The organism is Acetivibrio ethanolgignens, assembly GCF_001461035.1.
GTDB lineage: Bacteria > Bacillota > Clostridia > Lachnospirales > Lachnospiraceae > Velocimicrobium > Velocimicrobium ethanolgignens.
Genome location: NZ_LNAM01000008.1, coordinates 1 through 6286, shown reverse-complemented (window position 1 = coordinate 6286; position 6286 = coordinate 1). Strand labels below are relative to the sequence as shown.

The window sequence follows — 6286 nt, the reverse complement described above, 5'->3', positions numbered from 1 at the left end:
CTCCTTTATGATGCCTTATACCATGCAGCTTCCGCAACCATCAGTGAACTGGCTGCCGACTCAAAGTATCTTGGTGCAAAAGTCGGTCATATCTGTATTTTACATACCTGGGGTTCTGAAATGAACTTTCATCCCCACATTCATACCATCCTGCTGGGTGGAGGACTAACTTCCAACAACCGGTGGATGGACAATGGCGAAAATTTCTTTCTTCCCATCCAAGTCATTTCTAAAGTGTTCCGCGGAAAATATCTGGAGGAACTAAAGAGGCTGTGGGAAGAGGATAAACTTGTATTTCATGGTACTGCTGAAAAGTTCCATAACCATTATACATTCAAGGAACTCTTGAATTCTTGTTATGGTACAGACTGGGTACCTCATTGTAAAAAGACTTTCAATGGTGCGCAGTCTGTGATTAATTACCTCGGAAGATACACCCACCGTATTGCCATCAGCAATCATCGCATTATCCGCATGGATGATGATACTGTTACCTTTTCAGTAAAGGATTACCGTAATGAGGGACAGTGGAAGGAACTGACCATTTCGGGTGTAGAGTTTGTCCGGCGGTTTCTCATGCATGTACCACCAAGGCGTTTTGTCCGCATCAGGCACTACGGACTGCTATGTTCCCGTACTAAAAGCCAGAAGCTCACCCTTTGCAGAAATTTACTTGGATGTAAAAAGTATCTTTCAAAGCTTCGTGACATGGAAATGCCTGAAATATTGGAACATCTTTATGGCATCAAAGTTTGTGTGTGTAAAGCATGTGGTGGGCATCTCGGAAAGCCACAGATGAGAATGCCACTGCGCTGTTAAAGAGCAACATCTAATACTTTCAAAAGCCTCAGTTTCTGAGGTTTTATCGTCATGCCCATTTGCCTGTTTTTTATAAAATGTTGTAGCTTTCATACCGAGAATCATATATAATCATGGACAGGAACAAAGAATTGAAAGTCCATAGGTTGCGGCTACCCGGACGCTCACTTTGTTCAATTAGGTCAAATCGAAAATGGTGTAAACGAAGGGGCAGTTCTCTGCAATGTCAAAACTGCTTTTTCGTTTACCCCATCATCGATTGTAACCTAAAGAATTTACCCGTAAAATTTTGATTTATCGCTCTGGTCAACAAAATCTGCAAACTGCATTTGTAGCTCAATATCTGGCAACACAATAGGTATTTCTTTCATTTTACCCTGCGTCAATTTCAATCTCGTAGTTCCAGATACATAGGCAGACATATCAAGAACTCTGAAAAAGGCATTTGCATATCTAATATTGCAGTTTTCTTTTGGTATCAAAACGTGTGCATGATTATTTACCCAGCATTTTCCATACACAATATACGAGGTTTTCTCGCCTGGACCATATGATCCGCAATCTTCTGCCAAACATAAAGCAGTACAATCCATCAAATATTCATTAATGGTATCTACTTGTCCATTAGCCCCGTAATACGGATATTCCGCCTCCTCATGCATATCAGCCCTAACAGTATCATTGATTGGCTTTCTTAAATCATCCCTGATAGTAAAAGCCTGTTCAAATGGCACTGGATCAGTAGGCTCATTAGGATTTCCAAACATCTCGATAAATTGCGACTTAACGAGGTCATCAGTTGCTTTTATAAGCTTTTTATACTCTTCCTTTGTCTCATATATCGACCACAACACTTGTGCTAATTTCTTCTGTTCCTCCAAACTCGGAAGTGAAAACCTAAGTTCCTTCAGATCTCTCCAGTTAATCGTAGGTGACAAAGATCCTACAGAAATTTTTATCGCCTCATCCAGGAAATAATCTGACTTAATAAAAAGCGGGAAAAAATCCTTATCGATGACTTTTTCATTTGGTCTTAATACCATACCATGTGCAGAAAATATACCATCAAAAGGTGCAATTGCAACCTTCTTTTGATAAGCTCGTCTTTTTCCAAACAAGACATCGCCCTTTTTCATTAATAGCTTTTCTCCCTTTGGCGCAATGTCTGCACCAAATCGTGTAACATATATACTGTCTGGATCCAGGTGTTCTAGTCCTAAATATGTATACTTATCTTCTTCCACAGGTTTCTTCTTTTCTGTGCTATTAATTGCTATATCTTCAAACCTATAAACTGCCATTATGCACACCTCCTTAATTCCTGTGAAATGTGCATTTTTCTAGCTTTTACCAGCCCGATAAATTGCGATTAATTTACCCCAGATACTTCCTATGAGACTCCTTAACATTATTTTGATTCACCATCGCATACTGCAATGTAGTATCAACAGATTGATGGCCAAGAAGCTGCTGAACCTGTTCTATAGGCATGCCCTTATCAATGGCAACCGTGGCCAATGTCCTTCTAAATTTATGTGGATGTACTTTATTAATATTTAGCTTGTTACCAAGTTCACGAAGTCTTATTTCTACTCCACTTATCAACAACCTGTTAAATGGCTTTTGTAACGAAACAAACAACGCTTCATTATTATCTTCTCTGGATTCCAGATATTTTTTCAAATGTAGTTTTGTCCTAGCATCAAAATAAACCTTTCTCTGCTTATTTCCCTTTCCAAGAACAACACACTCCCTGCTTTGAAAGTCAATATCACTTCTATTTAATTTAACAAGTTCTCCAACACGCATACCGGTCGAAGCCAGCAAATCGATAAGTGCCAAGTCTCTGATTCCATCACATTCATCGCGCATCATTTCCAACGCCTCATCAGAATATGTTTCCTTAACAGTTTTGCAGGTTTTCACTTTATGGATACGCCTTACTGGACTTTTCAAAATATAGTCCTCATCTTCCAACCATGCAAAAAAACTAGATAAAATCCTACGAATATTGTCTATTGTAACTTTACTGATTTTATTGTTTTCCTGATAATTATCAAGATAAATTCGTAGATCATCCGTTGTAATCTGTACTATATTCTTTTCAATTTTCTCAATAGCATTCCTAATTGTAGTCTCATAATACTTAACTGTTTTGCTGGAACATCCCTCAACACGTTTTGCAGCAATAAATAACTGAACTAAATCCTCCGGCTTGTTTCTGTCCTCATCAGGAACAGTAACATATTCCCCCAATATCCTATGAAGATTATCCTTCTGTTCCTGATTCAGATATTTTTCCATTCTCTGTTCTATTTCTTTCATTAGTGTTGCATTCATATAGTTTATCCTTTCTTTACCGACATCCTGCTCCACTAATTATTTATTAGTTACTATGCGAAAATTAATAATACTGCTCAATGTAGTTATAGGCTTTATCAAAGACTTCTTTGTCTTTAATTTTGTATTTGATCCAAATAACGCTACGCAGCGCTTTTTTAACCTCATTTTTACCGGTAGTAGTTTTCTGCCAACCATCAAAGCGTACAATTTTAACAATGTCATCAATATCATTAACAATTCGCTCTACAATGACAGGCGTACTCTCTGTTTTTAATCCGTTAAACAATTCAGTCAGTGCTGCCTTACCTCGATCAATTTCTTCCTCTGGAACTACTTCCTTTTCTGCCTTTGCAGCATCTCTAGCCAATTCTAACAAAAGCTTAAGAAATTCAATACTGGTAATAAGTCCTTGTTCATGTTTATCACGAAGTTCCTGTAATTTTTCACCTAACTTCTTAAACTTAGGATCATCACTGTGCTTCTGAATTTTGGCTACAAGGTCAATCTCAACCTTCATTGTAGTCTTCTTGATATCCTTTTGCTTCTCTATAAACTCATCAATCAAAGAAGCATCTAACGTAAGAATATCCATGTCGTCGTGAACTGCACCGATTTCAATATTCTGATGAACTAGCTCAAGTGTTTTTGCTCCGAGTGCAGCCCAAACAAGTGCTCCTCTGTTATCGGTAGGCTTTACTGATTCATACACTTTACTTAACCATACATAATCAAATTTGAATGGCTCCAAAAACGGATCTGGTGATAACGCATTCCATGCCTTGTTTAATACTCTATAATCCGCAGCAAATTCATCCTTATCTTTATTTGTAGGAATACACTCCTGCGCTGCCAATAAACCTTCCCAGCCTTCAACAGTACGATCAACTCCCATAAAGTAACTTAAGCACTTACGCATTAAGGCCGGAACCTGTTTCTTAACTTCTTCTATATTTGTGATAACTTTTTTCATTCCGGCTTCATCAAAATTCAAAGCTTTTGCAACATTATCGAAGATTCCAATATAATCTACTATAAGACCATTAGTCTTACCTTCATCGTAAGTTCTATTAACTCGACAAATTGCCTGTAAAAGATTGTGGTCCTTCATCGGCTTATCTAGGTACATCGCCTGTAAAATAGGAGCATCAAAACCGGTAAGAAGCTTTGCAGTAACAATTACAAATTTTAGCGGATGATCCTTATCACGGAATTGATCTAAAACTTTAGCTTCCTCGTCTCTGTTTCTACGATATTTCTTGTAGCGGTCCTCTTTATCATTGTTTGTATGCATTACAATTGTTGATGCCTCTTCTGGTAAAAGTTTATCAAGCTCCTCCTTGTACATCAAACAGCATTCACGATCATAAACTACTATCTGTCCCTTGTATCCATTGGGCTCAATCTTTGTCTTAAAATGATTTACAATATGTTCGCAGACTTTCTTAATACGCTTGCGATCATACATAATAGCCTTCATTGTTACATTTTTTGAAAGCTCGCCCTTGTCTTCATCAGAAAGACCATCTGTTAATTCATCAAATGCCTGATCCAGAGAATCCTTATCTACATGAAGGTCAATAGGAACTGGTTCAAAGTTAAGTGGGAGTGTCGCCTTATCTCTGATAGAATCCGAGAAAGAATACTTACTCATATATCCGCTCTTGTCTTCAATAGCACCAAATGTCTTAAATGTATTCTTATCAAGTCTATTAATAGGTGTACCAGTTAACCCAAAGAAGAATGCATTAGGCAATGCGAGACGCATTTTTTCTCCAAGATCACCTTCTTGTGTACGATGTGCCTCATCGACCATCAATATAATGTTATCACGCATATTGAGTGCCTTCGCAACATCTCCGAATCTAAAAATTGTTGTAATTGCAATCTTACGCATATCCTGTTCAAAGAAGTTCATCAACTCTTCCTTGGTTCCAAGAGACTGTAAATTCGGAATATCTGCAGCATTAAAATCTCCTGTTATCTGTGTTTCCAAATCGATACGGTCATCCACAATAACTACCGTTGGATTTTTAAGTTCAGGAATCATACGAAGCTTTTGTGCAGCAAATACCATCAACAAAGATTTACCTGAGCCTTGGAAATGCCAGATAAGTCCCTGCTTTGGGTATCCTGCTTTAACACGCTCAACTATAAGATTTGCAGCCTCATACTGCTGATATCTACAGATAACCTTAATCTTTCTATGCTTCTTATCCGTTGAGAATAAGGTAAAGAACTGCATAATATCCATTACCTTTTCCGGGGTTATCATATCCGTAATACTAATGCGTACATCTGCCAAACTTCCTTCTGTTTTATGATCAGGTGTATGCCATGGTCCCCACTTAGGTAAAGGCATATTTACAGATCCATATCTGTAGCACTTTCCTTCAGCTGCAAAATTAAATACGTTTGGAACAAACATTTCTGGTATAGATTTCTCGTAATCCACAATATCCTGTGCTCCATCAAGCCATGTGATAGCATTACGAACAGGAGTTTTAAGTTCTCCAATAGCAACCGGAAATCCATTAATCAAAAGAACTATATCTAGCCTCTTACCATTTTCCACAGATGGATATACCCACTGATTTGTTACAACATATTCGTTTTTTGCCAACTGTTCTTTTGTCATTGTTCCAAAATACGTAATAGGCGTAGGCTTACCATCTTTACCAAATGGATATGAGTTCTCTTCAAACAGCTTTTTCTTAAAAGCCTCATTTTGAGACACTAGGTTATCATGTGGAAATGGCTGCAACATAGCACGAAGCTTGTAAATCACCTCGTCTGCTCTTGCAGGTTCCTCTGCTATCTCCGGATTTAACCTTATCAGCGCATCTTTCACCATTGGTTCAACCATAACATCAGTCAAATCGCGTGGTAACTGGTCAGCAGGTATATACTTCCAACCATTCTTTTTTAAACTATCAATAAACAGCTGTTCAACTGTATTATCTTCATTAAACTGTGACATAGACTTACTCCTTTCCTGCAGCAATCAAATTTTCTGCAATGATCTTCTTACTTAACGCATCTAGGTTATCAATGGCATCCTGTAATTCAAATTTTGATTTATCGCTCTGCCTTGCAATAAAAACAAACTCTTCTTGCATAGACAATT

The 6286-nt window shown here is 37.8% G+C and carries 4 protein-coding genes; 1 reads left to right on the top strand and 3 read right to left on the bottom strand.

The features are described 5' to 3' along the window. Positions 1-819 (top strand): IS91 family transposase (locus ASU35_RS01415; RefSeq protein WP_058351344.1); only part of this gene is annotated, 819 nt, incomplete at its 5' end. 275 nt (positions 820-1094) lie between these two features. Here the strand turns inward: ASU35_RS01415 and ASU35_RS19585 are convergent. The 3 genes from ASU35_RS19585 to ASU35_RS01400 all read right to left on the bottom strand — a co-directional run bounded on the left by ASU35_RS19585 (position 1095) and on the right by ASU35_RS01400 (position 6139). Then, positions 1095-2120, bottom strand: a complete 1026-nt coding sequence (locus tag ASU35_RS19585; RefSeq protein WP_058351343.1) for a restriction endonuclease subunit S — start codon at positions 2118-2120, stop codon at positions 1095-1097. A 73-nt stretch (positions 2121-2193) separates the two neighbouring features. Further along, a complete protein-coding gene (gene xerA, locus ASU35_RS01405) occupies positions 2194-3159 on the bottom strand; it encodes a site-specific tyrosine recombinase/integron integrase (protein ID WP_058351342.1) in 966 nt (321 codons plus the stop codon). Between the two features lie 64 nt (positions 3160-3223). Further along, entirely contained in the window at positions 3224-6139 is a 2916-nt protein-coding gene (locus tag ASU35_RS01400) for a type I restriction endonuclease subunit R (RefSeq protein ID WP_058351341.1), read from the bottom strand. Between the last annotated feature and the right edge of the window lie 147 nt (positions 6140-6286).

Bases quoted from the DNA above. Each gene is read 5' to 3' on its own strand.
- ASU35_RS01400 (WP_058351341.1), bottom strand. From the start codon at position 6,139: ATGTCACAGTTTAATGAAGATAATACAGTTGAACAGCTGTTTATTGAT.
- xerA (WP_058351342.1), bottom strand. From the start codon at position 3,159: ATGAATGCAACACTAATGAAAGAAATAGAACAGAGAATGGAAAAATAT.
- ASU35_RS19585 (WP_058351343.1), bottom strand. From the start codon at position 2,120: ATGGCAGTTTATAGGTTTGAAGATATAGCAATTAATAGCACAGAAAAG.